Consider the following 13,347-nt stretch of genomic DNA (forward strand, 5'->3'; position numbering starts at 1 on the left):
GCTGGTGTAAATTATGGAAATGTCGGAATACAAAGAGATATTTAAAGTAGAATCTGAAGAGCATCTTCAGCAACTGAATGAGTCGTTGCTGGGACTGGAACAGAACCCTAATGAGATGGAATACATCAATAACATGTTCCGTTCTGCTCATACCCTGAAAGGGATGGCTGCAACTATGGGATTCAACACCATTGCTGAACTCACCCATGAGATGGAAAATATCATGGATATGATCAGAAAGTCCCAGATCACTCTTACCGAGAAAATAATCGAGATACAATTTGAATGTCTGGATACTTTAGAAGTCCTTGTTGAGAATATTGATAATCCAGATTCTGTAGATGTATCAACACTGCAATCCAAACTCCACAATGTAATTGCTTCGCCAACAACTGCTCCTGCAGCAATGGCAAAACCGACACCTACAGCTGCAGTAATAGACCTCCCTCCTTCTCCGCAGGCTACAAACAAAGCTCCGGTGGCAGCTACAAATGTTATAGAAACAGTAGCTCATACAGAAGTGATAAAACAGGAGATTGACCTCAGTCCTGAGGAACTGGCCGAAGTTCAACACATACGAGAAAATGGTCAGGAAGTCCTTTTCATAAAAGTCTTTTTGGATCAATCATGTGTTCTTAAGGCAGCTCGTTCGAGCATGGTACTCATGGCACTTGAGAAGGTTGGCAAAGTAATTAAGACGAAACCTTCACAAAAAGAACTTGAAGAAGAAAAATTCGATTTTAGTTTTATAGTTATTGCTGCAACTTCTGAAGGCATGGCATCCATCCAACAGAAGGTAGAGAACATTTCAGAAGTAACTAAGGCGGAAATTAATCTTTTGTTCTCCAGAGATGAAACTATAGATAACAATCCAGCTGAACATTCAGATGAAAAGATATTGGATGCAGCAAATAAAAATACAATACAGCAAAAGAAAAATGAATCCGTAAAGACCGGGCAAAGCATCAGGGTCAATATTGAGAGACTTGATAATCTCATGAATCTGGTAGGAGAACTGATCATTAATAAGATCAGACTAAACCAGCTTGCGACCGGTATAAAATCCAAAGACCTGGAAGAAGCTCTCGGTACACTTGACAGGCTTACCAATGAGATTCAAACAGAGGTAATGGAATCAAGGATGGTTCCAATCGACCAGATCTTTAGCCGTTTCCCGAGAATGATACGGGATCTGGCAAAATCTGAAGGCAAACAGATCAACCTTGTGATAGAAGGTAAGGAAATAGAGCTTGACAGGACAGTTCTGGATGAAATCGGAGACCCACTGGTCCATCTGCTACGAAATGCAGTGGATCATGGGCTGGAATCACCCGATGACCGTGCCCGAGCAGGTAAGTCTCCTGAAGGGCTTGTACGTCTTGCAGCTTCAAGGCAGAGAAATACTGTACTTATCGAAGTGCAGGATGACGGAAAGGGTATGGATCCTGGTAAGTTACGTGAAGCTGTTGTAAGAAAGAACCTCATGAGCAAGGAAGAAGCTGCCAAGCTCTCAGATGAAGAGGCACTTAACCTCATATTCCTCCCTGGATTTAGTACTAATACTGTTATAACGGATGTATCTGGCCGTGGTGTTGGCATGGATGTTGTCAAGACCAAAATTGAATCATTGGGCGGCAACGTATCTGTAAAGTCCATAGTAGGAGAAGGTAGTACTGTTACTTTGCAATTACCTCTGACTATTGCTATCATACAATCACTAATGATCAAGACCGCAGGTGAAACGTACGCCATACCGCTCAACAACGTGGTAAGGGACGTAGGCATAAAAGCGAAGGATATCAAGACAATAGAAGGCCAAGAGGTTATACTCTTGCGTGGAGAAGTTTTACCGCTTTTAAGGCTTGATTCTCTGCTTGATTGTCATGTTGAAGAAAATAACAAAGAAAACCTGATAGTGGTAGTTGTCGAGAAGATGGGGAACCACTTTGGTTTTGTAGTTGATGAACTTCTGGGGCAGCAGGAGGTCATAATAAAATCTCTTGATAGTAAAATGCTGCGCAGTGTGAAGGGTTTTGCAGGTGCAACTATACTTGGAGATGGTACAGTCTGTCTTATACTTGATATAGGAACATTAGTTTGATATTTATGGAGATGTGATCATGGCTGAACTCGATGAAATTACTAAAGGTGCCTTTCAGGAAGCAGGCAACATAGGAATGGGACACCTGGCGACATCACTTTCAAAGATGGTTGATCGTGAGGTAAAGATAGACATCCCAAAAGTGGATATGTATTCACTTGAAAGAATAATGAATGAAGCCTCTGACATTAAGCAGAAAAGCGTTGTAGCGATTCACTTAAAAATCACAGGTGACGTTAACGGCGGAACGCTAATATTACTTCCCAAATACTCAGCTCTCTCTTTTGTCGATCTGCTTCGGAAAAAACCAATCGGTACTACCAATGCTATTCAAGAGGATGAAATTAGGAAGCTCAGGGAAATGGGACTTCGCCTGTGTGCCGCATACATGAAAGTGGTCAACGAGTTTCTGGGTGTGAACCTGCAAATTGGTGAACCAGAGGTCTATGTAGACATGGAAGGTGTTGCAAAATATATCAAACAAACCATAGGCTCCCTTGCAGATCAGTTCATTGTTGTCAAAGGAGTAGGTTATGTGCCTTCAACTAATTCCAAAAATGAATTCAATATGCTCTTCGAGCCCGGATCATCAGACATAATTCTTGCCGCGGTGATGAAAAAGATGATGGGATGATTGTTTCAGATACAGTACTGTTTGAAAAAAGTCATATTATCAAATCAGTGAAATCGAATCCAAATTGAAGGAGTTGGTTAGATGTTAAAACTTGAGTCATCTGATGATCAGGAGTATTTGAGGTTAAAAGGCCTCATTAAAAAGAATTTAGGCTTCAATTGTGAGCAATATAAGGATGCACATTTCAGAAGAAGAATTGATGTAAGAATGAGGTCCACAAATTCCAAAAATTATGGGGAATACGTGCAGCATCTCAACACTCATAAAGAGGAATATCAACATCTTATGGATACACTCACTGTGAATGTGACCAACTTCTTCAGGAACTCGGAAACTTATGAAGTCGTGGAAAAAGAAGTTCTGCCTGCTATCATCAAATCAAAGAGTACGGGGCTTAAGCATATACGGATATGGAGTGCAGGCTGTTCCATCGGTGTTGAAGCATATTCCATTGCCATATTACTAAAAAAGGTACTGGGCGATAATTTCTCCAAATATAATATCCAGATTACCGGAACAGATATTGATAAAGATATTATCAAAAGGGCCGAAGAAGCGATATATACAGATGTAGAAATGAAAGAAGTTCCCAATGATATACGTATTAAGTATTTTGAGAAAATCGGTGATAATTACCATTTGAAAGAGGAGATCAAGAAGATTGCTAAGTTCCGCAAGAACGATCTTATATCTGGAGAGAAACTGACGGGTTTTGATGCAATTTTCTGCCGTAATGTCACTATCTATTTTGAAAAGCAGCTTCAGGAGAACCTCTATATGGATTTCTATAATGGTCTCAACAAAGGTGGCTTTTTTGTAATGGGAAAGACTGAAACTTTGATTGGTCCTTCAAAAGATCTGTTCAAAGCATTCAATCCAAGAGAAAGGATATATCAAAAATAAATATTCAGTGGCTCAACGAAAGAGATGGTCTTATGGTTTATGATGTTTCCAAACTTACCGACTTCCATTATAGTGCTTTAAAAGAAATAAGCAATATAGGGATTGGTCATGCAGTCACTTCTCTTGCGACTATGCTTGGCAGTGAAGTAAAAATTATGACTCCAAACCTGAGAGTTGCCAAGATCGAGGAAGTGGCAGAATATTCCGGGGGTGCTGATAAGCTGGTTTCGGGAGTTCTTATGAAATTGTCCGGTGGCATAAATGGGTACATGGTTATGCTTTTGCCACTGGAAAGTGCACAGCTTATTTGTACAACTATAACTCAGGAAGAAAATCCAGATATAACCAATCCGATGAATGAGTCCCTCATATCAGAAGTTGGCCATATTTTGGGCAGCACTTACATGACTGCGTTTTCAGACTTTCTGAAAGTGGATGTTTTTGCGTCTGCACCATATCATACATACGATATGATAGGTGCCATAATGGACAATATACTTATTCAGATGAGCCAGGAAGTTGAACACGCTATCATTCTGGATACTCTGTTCATGCTCAAAGGCAATGGCATGGATGGAAAAATCCTCACATTGTTCGATCCTTTATCCCTTGAATTAATTCTGGGGCATGTAGATGCTATGTTTCATTAATCTTTCATTTATCGACTGATACTATGATAGTAGTAGGAATGGCTGACTATGCTGTGACTCGCAGCCCGGAAAAATTAACAACGCTGGGTCTGGGATCTTGTATAGGCATTGCCATTTATGATCCAGTCACCAAAATAGGTGGATTGGTGCATATAATGCTCCCTACCATTGAAAATGCACGTTTTAAGGATAATCGTGCCAAATTTGCAGATAGTGGTATTCCCTTTCTTATTGAAGAAATGATACATGCTGGTGCTTCACGCAGAAGAATGGTAGCCAAAATAGCAGGTGGGGCAAAGATGTTCTCTTTTAACAGTGATACAAACCTGAACATTGGTGAAAGGAATATCCATGCCACAAAAATTGTACTGGAAGAAATGAAAGTACCAATAATAGCTGAGGATACTGGAAAGAATTACGGGCGCACCGTAGTGCTGGATACCGATACAGGAATTTACTATATTAGAAGTGCAACGAAAGGGGAGAGTCAAATTTGATAGTTAAATATTTATATTTACACGAAGATATATATTGTTCGGGAGGTAAAGATGCTTAGTCCCAATCTCACGATTCTGCATATATTGTTCATATCCATTTCTCTTCTGGGAGGAATGGCTGCTATCTATTTCTGGATAAAGGTATATCAGGACACAAAAAAAGGTTCTATTGCCTGGCTTCTTCTTGCTCTGACAGCAATATTCCTGATAACTACTGCGATCTTTCCTTCATTTGCAGTTGGAGCTGCTGATCAAAGTGTTGTTGATACAATATTATTGTTTCTTGGCTTCTGGAGTGCTGTGTACACAAGTATTTTTGCAGCAGCTGGCTTTTTGATGTTCAAGGCTTTTAAGACCATCCCCCGCCAGAATTTGGGTAATTTTCTCATTGAAGGAATGGTTTTCAGAAAACCAGAGCCAAAATCAGAGAAATACGTATCTAATAACACGGAAAACATTTCAAAATTATTGGAACGGTCAACATTGATAGAGTACACTCCCCGCACACGCTATGAAGATTCCGTAATAGAAATGTGTCTGCGCTTTTATGGGGAAACTATGAACGTTGTGCTAGTCTCCACTGAGCCTCGTACATCTATATACAAGAACCAACTTGGGGAACTGGTAGATATCGGAGCTATGAAATTCATCGAGTTATCCTCTATTGAGGAGACACTAATGGAAAACGATGGTATCATCGTATTACCTAAGAATGAACTTGATAGTTTCTTTGATCTGACAAGCAAGCTTCCAGCAGGTTGTGCCCTGATATTTGAACCTCTCTCTGATATGCTGCTAACACAAGGAGAAGACTTTACCTATACTTTTGTATCAAAGATGGTGGAGAGCTTTGCATCCAAAGAGATAGTGCTTGTCGGCCTTGTAAATAACGTTGCTCATACAAAGGAGATACTAAGCAGATTTGAAGGGCTTTTTGTTAATATTGCCGAAGAGTCTGATAACAGTATAAAGCTGGTAAAAGGTGGAAAGGAAGAGTTCATTCGCTTTTATGCAGGCAAGCGTTTCTTCCTTGAGAAAGAAGCTGTGGATTAGATCCTTATATAGGAGTTTCTCTCATGGCAAAGCTTTCAAATTTTCAGTCAGATGCTCTTCAGGAAATAGGGAGCATTGGTATGGGCAATGCCACTACAGCTCTTTCAAATATTTTAAACAGCAAAGTGCAGCTGAACCTCTCTAATGCACAGATAACTGATATCAGATCAATGTCTGCAATGGTTCCGTCTTCTATGACTTTGGCAGCTGTAGTGATGGACTTGAAAAGAGACTTAACCGGCACAATGATGTTGCTTTTTGATTTCAGTAGTGCTGCTACCCTCAGTTCTTTTTTGGTGAGCAATAATACACATGAGGATGACCCAGAAATGTATGAATCTGCCCTGAATGAGATAGGGAATATCCTGGCAGGTTCTTATCTTAAGAGCATGTACGAATTTCTTGGGGTTGAAGTATTACATTCTACTCCTTCTATTGTATTGGGAACTGCAGAAAAGGTGTTTAAAGAAATTGAAATAAGACTAAACGAAGCATCTGTAGATGTGCTGAACATCGAAACGATGTTTCAGGTACAGGGTTTGTGCGGTTCTCAGGGCAATTGCACTCTCTATGGAGATATGTTCCTTTTTCTGAATGATGATTCTTTAAATTCATTGCTAAGTTTCATTGACAAATTAGTGAATGTATGATGAGGGATACAATGGGGAATAAATGGACTTGGCATTTAAAGCGTTCTGAAAATACAGAGTCTGAACCCTGGCCTGAATTATTGAGGAAAATGCAAAGATGTGAAGATAAGGGCTCTAAGCAGTCAAACATTTCACAGCTTGATACCAGCGTTAAGTATCCTTTAGCTGTTGCATCCTGGTCATGTGTTTGTCCGGGTTCTGAGAATATCCAAAATAATGTAGAACATGTAACTTTGTTCTGGTCACATGAATATACTTTATTCCTAGAATACAATCTGTCAGAAGAAGACAATTTTACACTTGAAGTATCTTCAGTAGAGGAAGCATTTGAGTTGATCGAACAGGATAATGATACTACCGAGACAGTATATCCTCAAGATCCGCAATTCAAATGGAAGCGTATTTTGTAAACCTCCCACCCATAAATATATATTTGTATAAATTATAATATTGCGTATAGTAATTATAAAAATGAATCTTTACAAGATTTAAAAAATGTAATACTTCAGGAATGTAATCAGAGGGCATTGATCATGATGGACATAGCATTATACTCACTTGTTGACGACATGGTCAGCAAGGCGGGCACTGAGGGTGTAGTGGAATACTGGCTCCGTGTCGGAGAAAGTTACGCAGAAAGAATGGGGAAAGAGGCATATGTAGGCTGGCCAGCTTTCAACGTAGCTATGAAAGAAGGCAGAACATCCCTTACTATAGAAGGTGAAGTAAATGTGCTTACTGATCTTGCTATCACAGATAAGGATGGAGATGTGATTGGGTATGTGTATGCACTGAAGACATGTCCTATGGCTCATACCATGATAAGGTTCATCCAGAAAATTGGGCCGATACCCGACTCAGATGAAGACGTGGCTGATAGTTACAATAATCGTATCCGTGATTCGGCAGTTTCTAACTATTGCATCACTCACCAGCGTTTTAGAGAAATTGCTGCTAATAATATAACTGTTGCAAAGCAACCTCTTGAGTGCCTGCATCTTGCAAACAAAGGACGTATGGGAGATGTGAAGATGTTGCAGGAAAATCTAACCCGAATCAATGTAGATGAAAGGCATATTAAAAGCATTCTTAGAAGTGCTTCATGTGTGTTTGCATTGATCGTGAAGGGTAAATCTGCTGGTGAGGAAATCGCGGATTAAGGTGAATCAAATGGCAGAAACTATAGAGTCTAATCCTTTTGTTGATGTGTCCGTTTTCCTGTTCTTTGAGGATATCTCCGATAAGCAGGGTGTCGAAGGTTTCACAAATTATATCGTAGGCCAGGCAAAATCTCTTGCAAAATCTGTTCCTGAAGAAGAATACGATAACTGGGAGGATTTTGCTAATGCAGTGGTAAATGGAGAGTCTGTGCTTTCATCTTTTGAAAATATCAAACAGATCAGTGCCAACGGTTTTGTTACAAAGGTATGTCCGTTTGCAAAAGCTATAAGAGAATACATCAAACGTCTTGGTAATTTCAATCCTGTGCATATGGAGGCTACTGACCACTATAACCATACTATACAGCCTTCTGCTGCCCACAGTGCATGTATGATGCATCAGACTTACCGTAACGAGGTTGCAAAGAGAATTAAGATAGGCGGCAAGCCATTGCAGTATGCACAGATAGCAGCAAAAGCATATACTGGTAAGATCGCATTGCCTCCTGAATCCTGGAAGAAGGTGCTCCTTGAAAAAGCCGGAATCTCTGAAACCCAGGGTTTCATGGAGATGCGGGAAAACTCATGCCTGTACGTGCTCTACGTGCAGGCCTGATGGAAACTGCTTCAAGAATTTCTTTTTTTGAAATGGCTTTCTTATTTAAGCAGCAATAGAAACATCTTTTTATAACTTCGATATCCGATTTCTTAAGTACTTACCATCAAATATTTTCCGATGGTAAGCTTTTTAATCATTTATGCAATGATTCCAGGCTTCTAAATAGAAGTTTGAGGTAAAATACGCTTTTTCAGGGATAAATGGTGTTATAAATATGAAGAAAACTATTTTACTGAACATAGCGGTTCTCAACAGGCTTTCGGAACAGGTAATTTCCACAGTACTGTTCCCAAAATCATTTGGTATCTGCAAAGGAAATGATCCATAATGTCAAGCAAGGATACATTCGAAATAGAAGACAAATATTTAGCACCTTTCTTTGTTAAACAGAAAATCTCCATTGAAAAGGGAGATGGAGTTTTTGTATGGGACGAAGAAGGAAAGATGTATATTGATTTCACATCAGGCTGGGGAGTAACATGTATAGGACATGCCCATCCTGTTATTATTGATGCCCTGATGGAACAGGGGAGAAAAATAATCCAAAATCCTAATTCGGGTCTTACATATTCCCCGGCACGTGCCCGTTTACTGTCCTTGCTGGCAGGAATTCTGCCTTCTGGTCTTACAAGAGTGTTTTTCACAAATAGCGGAGCTGAAGCAAATGATGCTGCAATCAAATTAGCCAGGAAGGTAACAGGCAGGCCTGAAATCATTTCTACCCACAAGAGTTTCCATGGACGTACGATAAGCACAACATCGGCCACAGGACAGGCTAAGCATAGGGATAGGTATAACCCTCTTATGCCGAATTATCGTTTTGTACCCTATGATGATCTTGAGTCACTGAATAATTCAATGGACAAGAACGTTGCAGCAGTTATCATTGAACCCATTCAGGGAGAAGGCGGAGTTCGCATACCTTCCGATGGGTACCTTAAAGGGGTGGAAGATCTGTGTAAGAAAAATGGCAGCCTGTTGATCGTAGATGAAATCCAGACAGGGTTTTTTAGGACAGGTCCGGTTTTCATTACAAGCTCTTGTGGTGTAAAGGCAGATTTCATGACCATGGCAAAGGGAATTGCCGGTGGTTTCCCATTCGGTGCTTTTGCAATGTCCGAGGATGTTGCAAAGAAACTTGAGATTGGTGATCACGGTGGAACATACTGTGGTAATCCTCTTGGGTGTTCTGTTGCTTATGGAGTGATCAAGCATCTTATTGATAGCAATATTTCCGAAAATGTCAAAGAGATGGGATGCTTTGCTCTGGATCTGATGAGTCCGTGGCAGCAGCTCTATGGAAATGTAATTGTTGAGATAAGGGGAAAAGGATTGCTTATGCTGGTTGAATTCCAGAGTGAAGAAATTGCTACGCAGGTCAAAAATGAATGCTTGGCAAAAGGGCTGCTTCTCACTCAAACGCAGGGTAATGGAATAAGGATCTTCCCCGCATTGAACATCAAAAAGGAAGAATTAGAGAAAGGGTTACTGATCATTGAGGATGCTATTAAAAAAGTAATAAATGGTGGTAGCTAACGGGGAGATAATAAAGGAATAAATTAAGGCCGAAATAAAGGATCAGCGTGATTGCAGAAGTATTTCTGTACCCACGTTTTCTATAGGGGAGCCTCAACCAAAAATATCGGGAACTCTGGAACAAGATATTATATTACAAATCCTGATGTGTCTTCCACCATGCCTAGCCCACTGCCGGTTTCCTGTAAAGTTATGACCTTGTCATCGGTCTCTATCTTCAGATCTACGACTTCTACAAGGTTTTCTATATATCTGAAGTTGAAGTTGTGGGTGAAATCAAATCCTTCTTTGCAATAGCTCTTTGTAACAACAAATACCCTATTATCTTCAGCGGTGATAACCCATCTTTTGTCGCTTTTTTCAGCAGGATACTCCTGCACTCTTGATCTTTTGAACCTGTGCAGGATCTTTGTATCAGCATCATAGAATTCCATGGAATTGTATATATTGTACTCAAGGCCTACAAACTCGATGTTTGGTATGTAATAAGTCAGGATCGATCCGTTCCTGAAAACTATTCTTGACCATTTCCAGGGAATGAAGGGACCAATAACGATCACTTTCTGGACGTAGCATTTTCCGCAGAAGTTCTTGTCGAATAAAGTTCCCTCAAAATCAAAGTACAGATTAGCCAGTCTGTACCCAAACAGGCCCTTGAAATTTTCCGATAACTCAGAGCTGTAATTATTGTCCAGAGGCTCTTTGATATCCAGGCAGCAGATCTTCTTTTCACCATTTGAGATATCAAGTGTGTATTTTGGAAATGATCCATAGAAGTTTGCTTTGATATCTTCAGTAGAACAGGTAACTTTATCGTCTTTTACTTCAATAATTCCCAGATGATCTGTGATCTTTCTCTGCATTTCATCATATACCCAGGAAACACAATATCCTTCAGTTCTGTCATCTGTTACCCGGCTGTTCTCTATATATTTTCCATTGACCTCTATATCGCCTGCAGACCTGCCGAACATGAGGAAAAACTGTGATCTGGAACCGTTGTTTGACGTGAATTTCATGAACCAGTACTCTTTACCGAACAGAGGTAGGTCTTCAAAAGAGAAAAGAAGGTCATCAAGACCTTTATTTGTGCCTTTCTTTAATAGTAATCTTTCGATCTTGTCTTTGCCTTCTTTTATCTTCTCTATTGATGAGATAAACGCCCTTTTTTCGACTTCAGGTAAGTTCTTAATGTAATCGTTTCTTTCCTTAATGAAATTTAGCAGCCTGTCTTTTTCGGTGGTGATAATTTCCTCAAGTTTTTTGTTTTTAGCTTCTTTTTCAATTATCATGTTATCCACTTTCTCACCCACTGGCAGTGTTCCAATTAATCGTTATTTTACTTGACTTATATATTTAGAGACTTCTATTGAATGCAGATCTGACAAACAGGAAGAAGCCATTCAATTAGTATTGCATCAGACAGAGCGTTTGTCTGATGACTGGAGCAAAGTCCTTGAAACTGCCTGATAAATAGTCACTTGAATTGCATGACATGCCATCAAATAGAGGGAAATCCCTCACATACTCTCTTTCTCCTAATATCTTTACAATCTCCTGCTTCCTCTCCACATCAACTCAAAGCTATATCACACTTGGAACTCACAAAGAAGATTATAAGACTTTGTCTTTTCCATAGAGTTCAAGCTTTCTGCAAACAACTACAGAAATCCAGATTGTACATGCAGGAATGAAAGTTTTGAGCAATCCCATTAATGTAAATTGGAGAGAATTGGTTGTTACTGCTGTGTTAAACCAAAGATCAAGAACAAGACTGGATAATCCGAGTAGTAAGAGTGCAATAGATGCTCTTATGGCTCTTTGTTTTGTATTTCCGGTGTTATCCGGAATTCCTTTTCGTATTATCAGGAGGTATGCAACATTAGTTCCAAGCACAAATCCTGCCGCATCGGTACTTATCAAGGACAAAGCCATGAAACAAATAGGAATGACGAACATAAATGAGTAAAATAGCAAATTTTTGGGTCTGAAAACAAGCTCAAAATTCTCTATTTTGAAAAAATGATCTTTAAGGGAACTTTTAAGAAAGTAAGAAAATACTATTAATAAAATTAATCCTACTATAGACCCTCCTAATACATCTCCTATGAAATGCCTCCCTAGATATATCCTTGAAAAAGCTATAATCGTTATTGCAAAAGGGGTCATTATTTTAAGCATCCTGCTTTTGAATATTATTGAGCATCCTCCCCATAGCGCAGTAGTAAGCGCCACATGGCCGGAAGGAAACCCAAAAGAAAAGGGGGTTAAAGTTTCTTCAAGGCGAAACGCTTTAAGAATCTGTTTGTCCGGAAGTTCGAAAAAGCCTTTTTCTCCATTACCAATGAAAGATGATGAATTTTTTGTTCCAAATTCCAGATTTACGATCCTGCTATCTACAAAATCAGGTCTTGGAAATGCAACTAATACCTTTAGAAGCTCAGTAACCAGGCCTGTCCACAACAATAACTGCAGCAGAAGAAAACCTTTTTTAAAATCAACACCAAAAATCGCTATCACTATTATGGCAACTATGACTCTTGAAGATCCCATTTTGGTAATCAGAATCATGAGCAATGTAAACCATTGGGTACCAAGAGATTGAAGATAAACCAGGAGTTCAGTTTGGAACATTTGTATAGCTTCCAGAAACGCTTACTATTCATATTTCAATCATATTTCTTTTTTCTGTTTGTTTCAAATTTACAAGATTCTGTTGTTTATGTGCCACAAATACTAATTGGTTACTTTTTGTATGTGATTTTTTGTCAGTTAATGGGTTTAACACTTTCACTCAACTTGCTATGGGCTTTTATATTGAGTAGTACAGAAAACTGCTTGAAAATAAAATAGGTGATACGTTTGGAAATTGTAAGCGAACCTGAGATAAAAGAATTAGAAGAAATAAATGTAGCATATGTTTCATTTATTGGCAACTATCTGGGAAATGTCAAGGTCTTTGAAGAACTATTTAATAAACTCTGTAGCTGGGCAGGTCAGAAACAATTGATGGGAAAAGATACTGTTTTGATGTCTGCATATTATGATGATCCATGCGTTACACCTGCGGAAGAACTCAAGCTGGATGTTTGCATGACCATTGCAGATGACACTAAGGTCGAAGGGGAAATTCAGAAGAAAAAGCTTCCTGGAGGAAAGTATGCAGTAATGCGTACAGAATTGGCAGGACCAGAAGAATACGGTCCTGCATGGGAAAAGGTCGTTGACTGGGTGATACAAAATAACCTTGAAATGGATATGTCCCGGGCAAGTTATGAGATATATTTAAACTCTCCTGAAGAACATCCGGATAAACATCATATTCTGGATATATGTATGCCAGTAAAGTGATTAGAGCTTCAGAACCATTTAATAGTCGGAAACTTGAAGGTATAGATACATTATTTTTTAGGAAATAGAGAATCTCAAATTAGGATTTTGATTTAAAAACCTATTCCTTTTTTCTTTGATACTGCTATTCTCTTTTTTTTGGGGGGGGCGGTAGCTATAAATAGCATAAATTTTGCTCCTCCATGGATAAAAA

Annotated in this window: 14 protein-coding genes; 12 read left to right on the forward strand and 2 right to left on the reverse strand. The window is 39.2% G+C overall.

What is annotated here, in order from left to right; all coding sequences use genetic code 11:
- The first annotated feature begins 13 nt into the window (after positions 1-13).
- The 11 genes from ACC612_RS01755 (at position 14) to ACC612_RS01805 (ending at position 9,803) form a co-directional block, all read left to right on the forward strand.
- Positions 14-2,101 carry a chemotaxis protein CheW gene (locus ACC612_RS01755; protein WP_371852748.1) on the forward strand — a complete coding sequence of 696 codons (2,088 nt, stop codon included), beginning with the start codon at positions 14-16 and terminating at the stop codon, positions 2,099-2,101.
- A gap of 19 nt (positions 2,102-2,120) precedes the next feature.
- Positions 2,121-2,735, forward strand: a complete 615-nt coding sequence (locus ACC612_RS01760) for a chemotaxis protein CheC (protein ID WP_371852749.1) — start codon at positions 2,121-2,123, stop codon at positions 2,733-2,735.
- 81 nt (positions 2,736-2,816) lie between these two features.
- Complete coding sequence (locus tag ACC612_RS01765) at positions 2,817-3,638, forward strand: protein-glutamate O-methyltransferase CheR (RefSeq protein WP_371852750.1); 822 nt, start codon at positions 2,817-2,819, stop codon at positions 3,636-3,638.
- A 32-nt stretch (positions 3,639-3,670) separates the two neighbouring features.
- Positions 3,671-4,288 (forward strand): chemotaxis protein CheC, encoded by a 618-nt coding sequence (locus ACC612_RS01770; RefSeq protein WP_371852751.1) that lies wholly within the window; start codon positions 3,671-3,673, stop codon positions 4,286-4,288.
- A gap of 23 nt (positions 4,289-4,311) precedes the next feature.
- Positions 4,312-4,785, forward strand: coding sequence for a chemotaxis protein CheD (locus ACC612_RS01775; protein ID WP_371852752.1), 474 nt, complete (start codon positions 4,312-4,314; stop codon positions 4,783-4,785).
- A gap of 51 nt (positions 4,786-4,836) precedes the next feature.
- Complete coding sequence (locus ACC612_RS01780) at positions 4,837-5,838, forward strand: DUF3795 domain-containing protein (RefSeq protein WP_371852753.1); 1,002 nt, start codon at positions 4,837-4,839, stop codon at positions 5,836-5,838.
- Positions 5,839-5,861: 23 nt separating this feature from the next.
- Positions 5,862-6,488, forward strand: coding sequence for a chemotaxis protein CheC (locus ACC612_RS01785; protein WP_371852754.1), 627 nt, complete (start codon positions 5,862-5,864; stop codon positions 6,486-6,488).
- A gap of 11 nt (positions 6,489-6,499) precedes the next feature.
- Complete coding sequence (locus ACC612_RS01790; RefSeq protein WP_371852755.1) at positions 6,500-6,898, forward strand: hypothetical protein; 399 nt, start codon at positions 6,500-6,502, stop codon at positions 6,896-6,898.
- 123 nt (positions 6,899-7,021) lie between these two features.
- Entirely contained in the window at positions 7,022-7,648 is a 627-nt protein-coding gene (locus tag ACC612_RS01795; RefSeq protein ID WP_371852756.1) for a hypothetical protein, read from the forward strand.
- 10 nt (positions 7,649-7,658) lie between these two features.
- Complete coding sequence (locus ACC612_RS01800) at positions 7,659-8,264, forward strand: hypothetical protein (protein WP_371852757.1); 606 nt, start codon at positions 7,659-7,661, stop codon at positions 8,262-8,264.
- Positions 8,265-8,594: 330 nt separating this feature from the next.
- Positions 8,595-9,803 (forward strand): aspartate aminotransferase family protein, encoded by a 1,209-nt coding sequence (locus ACC612_RS01805; RefSeq protein WP_371852758.1) that lies wholly within the window; start codon positions 8,595-8,597, stop codon positions 9,801-9,803.
- 128 nt (positions 9,804-9,931) lie between these two features.
- On the opposite strand, the gene ACC612_RS01810 is transcribed toward ACC612_RS01805, so the two are convergent.
- Both ACC612_RS01810 and ACC612_RS01815 read right to left on the reverse strand, forming a co-directional pair.
- Positions 9,932-11,095: a hypothetical protein gene (locus ACC612_RS01810; RefSeq protein WP_371852759.1), complete on the reverse strand. Its 1,164-nt coding sequence runs from the start codon at positions 11,093-11,095 to the stop codon at positions 9,932-9,934.
- A gap of 322 nt (positions 11,096-11,417) precedes the next feature.
- Entirely contained in the window at positions 11,418-12,437 is a 1,020-nt protein-coding gene (locus ACC612_RS01815; RefSeq protein ID WP_371852760.1) for a phosphatase PAP2 family protein, read from the reverse strand.
- Positions 12,438-12,665: 228 nt separating this feature from the next.
- Between ACC612_RS01815 and ACC612_RS01820 the strand changes: the two genes are divergently transcribed.
- Positions 12,666-13,154, forward strand: a complete 489-nt coding sequence (locus ACC612_RS01820; protein ID WP_371852761.1) for a GyrI-like domain-containing protein — start codon at positions 12,666-12,668, stop codon at positions 13,152-13,154.
- The last annotated feature ends 193 nt before the right edge of the window (positions 13,155-13,347 follow it).

Origin of the sequence: Methanomethylovorans sp. (assembly GCF_041447285.1) — an archaeon.
Classification (GTDB): Archaea; Halobacteriota; Methanosarcinia; order Methanosarcinales; family Methanosarcinaceae; genus Methanomethylovorans.

What these genes read in the sequence shown, in the direction of transcription:
- ACC612_RS01755 (WP_371852748.1), top strand. Translation starts at nt 14, where the DNA reads ATGGAAATGTCGGAATACAAAGAGATATTTAAAGTAGAATCTGAAGAG.
- ACC612_RS01760 (WP_371852749.1), top strand. Translation starts at nt 2,121, where the DNA reads ATGGCTGAACTCGATGAAATTACTAAAGGTGCCTTTCAGGAAGCAGGC.
- ACC612_RS01765 (WP_371852750.1), top strand. Translation starts at nt 2,817, where the DNA reads ATGTTAAAACTTGAGTCATCTGATGATCAGGAGTATTTGAGGTTAAAA.
- ACC612_RS01770 (WP_371852751.1), top strand. Translation starts at nt 3,671, where the DNA reads ATGGTTTATGATGTTTCCAAACTTACCGACTTCCATTATAGTGCTTTA.
- ACC612_RS01775 (WP_371852752.1), top strand. Translation starts at nt 4,312, where the DNA reads ATGATAGTAGTAGGAATGGCTGACTATGCTGTGACTCGCAGCCCGGAA.
- ACC612_RS01780 (WP_371852753.1), top strand. Translation starts at nt 4,837, where the DNA reads ATGCTTAGTCCCAATCTCACGATTCTGCATATATTGTTCATATCCATT.
- ACC612_RS01785 (WP_371852754.1), top strand. Translation starts at nt 5,862, where the DNA reads ATGGCAAAGCTTTCAAATTTTCAGTCAGATGCTCTTCAGGAAATAGGG.
- ACC612_RS01790 (WP_371852755.1), top strand. Translation starts at nt 6,500, where the DNA reads ATGGGGAATAAATGGACTTGGCATTTAAAGCGTTCTGAAAATACAGAG.
- ACC612_RS01795 (WP_371852756.1), top strand. Translation starts at nt 7,022, where the DNA reads ATGATGGACATAGCATTATACTCACTTGTTGACGACATGGTCAGCAAG.
- ACC612_RS01800 (WP_371852757.1), top strand. Translation starts at nt 7,659, where the DNA reads ATGGCAGAAACTATAGAGTCTAATCCTTTTGTTGATGTGTCCGTTTTC.
- ACC612_RS01805 (WP_371852758.1), top strand. Translation starts at nt 8,595, where the DNA reads ATGTCAAGCAAGGATACATTCGAAATAGAAGACAAATATTTAGCACCT.
- ACC612_RS01810 (WP_371852759.1), bottom strand. Translation starts at nt 11,095, where the DNA reads ATGATAATTGAAAAAGAAGCTAAAAACAAAAAACTTGAGGAAATTATC.
- ACC612_RS01815 (WP_371852760.1), bottom strand. Translation starts at nt 12,437, where the DNA reads ATGTTCCAAACTGAACTCCTGGTTTATCTTCAATCTCTTGGTACCCAA.